Source organism: Desulfosalsimonas sp. (assembly GCF_046483245.1).
GTDB lineage: Bacteria > Desulfobacterota > Desulfobacteria > Desulfobacterales > Desulfosalsimonadaceae > Desulfosalsimonas.
On record NZ_JAWODO010000074.1, the window covers coordinates 1 to 2,899 of the forward strand.

3 protein-coding genes and 1 pseudogene are annotated in these 2,899 nt (G+C 56.7%); all 4 read right to left on the reverse strand.

The window, feature by feature from the left end; translation table 11 throughout:
• On the reverse strand, positions 1-854 hold an 854-nt coding region (locus R6U41_RS06985), incomplete at its 3' end, for a 2Fe-2S iron-sulfur cluster-binding protein (protein WP_410269116.1).
• Positions 835-2,145 carry an NADH-quinone oxidoreductase subunit F gene (locus R6U41_RS06990; protein WP_410269117.1) on the reverse strand — a complete coding sequence of 437 codons (1,311 nt, stop codon included), beginning with the start codon at positions 2,143-2,145 and terminating at the stop codon, positions 835-837. The genes R6U41_RS06990 and R6U41_RS06985, both read right to left, overlap by 20 nt.
• A complete protein-coding gene (nuoE, locus tag R6U41_RS06995; protein WP_410269118.1) occupies positions 2,146-2,622 on the reverse strand; it encodes an NADH-quinone oxidoreductase subunit NuoE in 477 nt (158 codons plus the stop codon).
• A 74-nt stretch (positions 2,623-2,696) separates the two neighbouring features.
• Positions 2,697-2,899, reverse strand: a pseudogene (locus R6U41_RS07000) (NADH-quinone oxidoreductase subunit D); the annotation flags it as partial.

Consider the following 2,899-nt stretch of genomic DNA (forward strand, 5'->3'; position numbering starts at 1 on the left):
ATTGCTTTTGCCGCCACACGGCCCTGCCTGGGCCGGTTTTCCGAGTTGACCCAGGAAAACCCGTACCGCCCGCGATCACAAATAAAGGCGCCGTTGACCGTCGGGCTGAAGGCCGCCTCCAGACGGACAACCTGCCTGTACCTGGCAGAGACCTTGATGCTGCAGCCCAGGCTGCAGGTGGTACACACGCCGTTGGTTCGCTCAAAATCCCATCTGCGGGCGGTATAGCGCGACGGCTTGTCCGTGTAGACACCCGTGGGGCACAGATCGATCAGGTTTCCGGAAAACGGGTTTTCAAGCACGCCGTCTTTGTAACGCCCGAAATAAATCCGCTGGGCAATGCCCATGACCCCGAGGTCTGTGTATCCGCAATATTCCTGGTAAAACCGGGAACAGCGGTAGCACTGAATGCAGCGATTTTCCTCGTGGCTGATCAACGGCCCCAGGTACTGGTCCGCATATGTGCGCTTTTTGCCGGCAAACCTGCGCATGCCGTGGCCGCCGGCCACGGTGAGGTCCTGGAGCAGACAATGGCCGCCTTCGTCGCAAACCGGGCAGTCATGCGGGTGGTTCATCATCATCCACTCAATGACATGCCTTCTGAAATCCACGGCCTCGGCATCGTCTGTGGAGATCACCATGCCGTCTTCGGCCTCGATCATGCAGCTCATCCGGATGCCCTCTACGGGTCCGTCTACGAATTTCACCGCACATACCCGGCAGGCACCCACCGCCCCGAGTTCCGCAAAATAGCAAAACCGCGGGATATAGATACCGGCGCTTTCGGCTGCATCAATGACCCGGGTACCTTTGGCAACCCTGATCTTTTTGTTGTCAATGATGAGATCCGGCATAATTTTCGCCTGATTGCCCGTCTTTAAACGGGCATCCCTGGTTTTCGATATGGGCCGTGACTTCTGCGTGAAAATCCTCGATCAGCCCCTGAACCGAAGCCACGGCGCCGGGCGCAAACGCGCAATAGGAATATTTCATATGTCCGCACATTTTCCGTATCATTTCAATGTATTCAGCCCTGCCCTGCCCTGCCTCGATGCGGTTTAGCAAATCCAGGATATACGGCAGCCCTTCCCGGCAGGGCGTGCACCAGCCGCAGGACTCCCTGGCAAAAAACGTCATCAGGTTGGCGGCCACCTGCACCAGGCAGGTCTTGTGATCAAAGACCATGATCGCACCGGTGCCCAGTCGATAGCCGTGTTGTTCCATTTCGGCGTAATCGAGCCGGACATGACACATGGACCCGGGCATAATCCGCGTGGAGGCCCCGCCCGGCATGCACGCCTTAAGCCTTGAGCCCGGCATCATGCCCCCGGCATGTTCTTCAATGAGCTCCGAGAGCCGGATGCCCAGGGGCAGTTCGAAGCAGCCGGGATGATTGACCCTGCCGCTTACGGAAAACACCTTGGTGCCGGCCCCGCTTTCGGTCAGGGCCAGGGATCTGAACCACGGGGCCCCGTTGGAAATGACATGGGGCACGCAGCACAGGGTTTCAACATTTTGCACCTCGGTGGGCCGCTGCCACAGCCCGCTGGTAGTGGGATAAGGCGGCGGCCGCCGGGGATTGGCGCGTTTTCCCTCAAGGGCGTTGATCAGCGCCGTGCCCTCCCCGCAGATATACCGGCCGGCGCTACGGTGGACAACCAGCTCACAGTCGTGGCCGGAACCGAGAATGTTTTTGCCGGCAAGCCCGGCATCCCGGGCTACCTGAATTTCCCGTTCCAAAATCCGTGCGGCGTTTTCGTATTCCCGCCGGATGAAAATCACGGCGATTTCGGCCTCAATGGCCCGGGCGGCCAGCACAAGGCCCTCAATGAGCTGGTGGGGATCAGCATGGATCAACACCCGGTCCTTGAAAGTGCCTGGTTCCATTTCATCGGCATTGCACACCAGATATCTCGGGTGCGGGGCATTGTCAGGGACAGTTGCCATTTTTTTCCCAATGGGAAAACCTGCGCCGCCGCGGCCCAGAAGCCGGGCTTCAAGCAGAATCTCCCGGATATCCCCGGGAGGGGGATCATTTTTTACAAATGCGTTTTCAAGCGCCTGATACCCCCCGCTTTGCCGGTATTCGTCAATCGTGGCGATCCGGTCGGACTTTCGGTTTTTCAGCAGTACCCGGGGATGCATTTATTTTTCCCGCCTGAAGTCTTCAATGATTTGATCAAACTTTTCCGCGGTCAGACGACCATACACTGTCTGGTTAATCATAAGCGCCGGGGCCAGATCGCAATAGCCCAGACAGCACACCGGAAGCAAAGTAAACATGCCATCATCGGTGGTCTGGCCCATCTGGATGCCGAGTTTTTCCTGCATGTGTTCTACAAAGGACGCATAACCTTCTGTCATCCAGCAGATCACGCTGTCGCAGACGTGGATGACGTATTTGCCAACCGGCTGTCTGTAGATGTAGTTGTAAAAGGTTGCCAGTTCCTCTATTTCCAAAGGATTCATATTTAAAAGCCGTGCCGTTTGTTCCAGGGCCTCGTCTGAAAACCAGCCGTAGAACTGCTGGACTTCGAGCATCACGTCAATGACCATTTCCCTTGGGCGCCCGGCCCGGCGCAGCCGTTTTTCCACTTCATTGATGTAAGTTTCAGGCAGCATTTGTCTTTGATGCACCATAAAAAGTCTGATTTCAGATGGCGCCGTAAAAAGCTTTTTACGGCACCATCTGTCTTTTACCTGTCAATATCTGCCGGGGTATAGTCATGTGCGCCGATTATGGCAATGAAATCGGCAATGGTTGCGCCTTTGCAGATTTTGGGAAACGCCTGGATGTTGGTAAAGCTCGAACCGCGGATGCGCACCCGATAGGCAAAGCCCAGCCCGTCACTGACAACGTAGTAGCCCTGCTCGCCCCGGGGGTTTTCCGTTGCGGCAT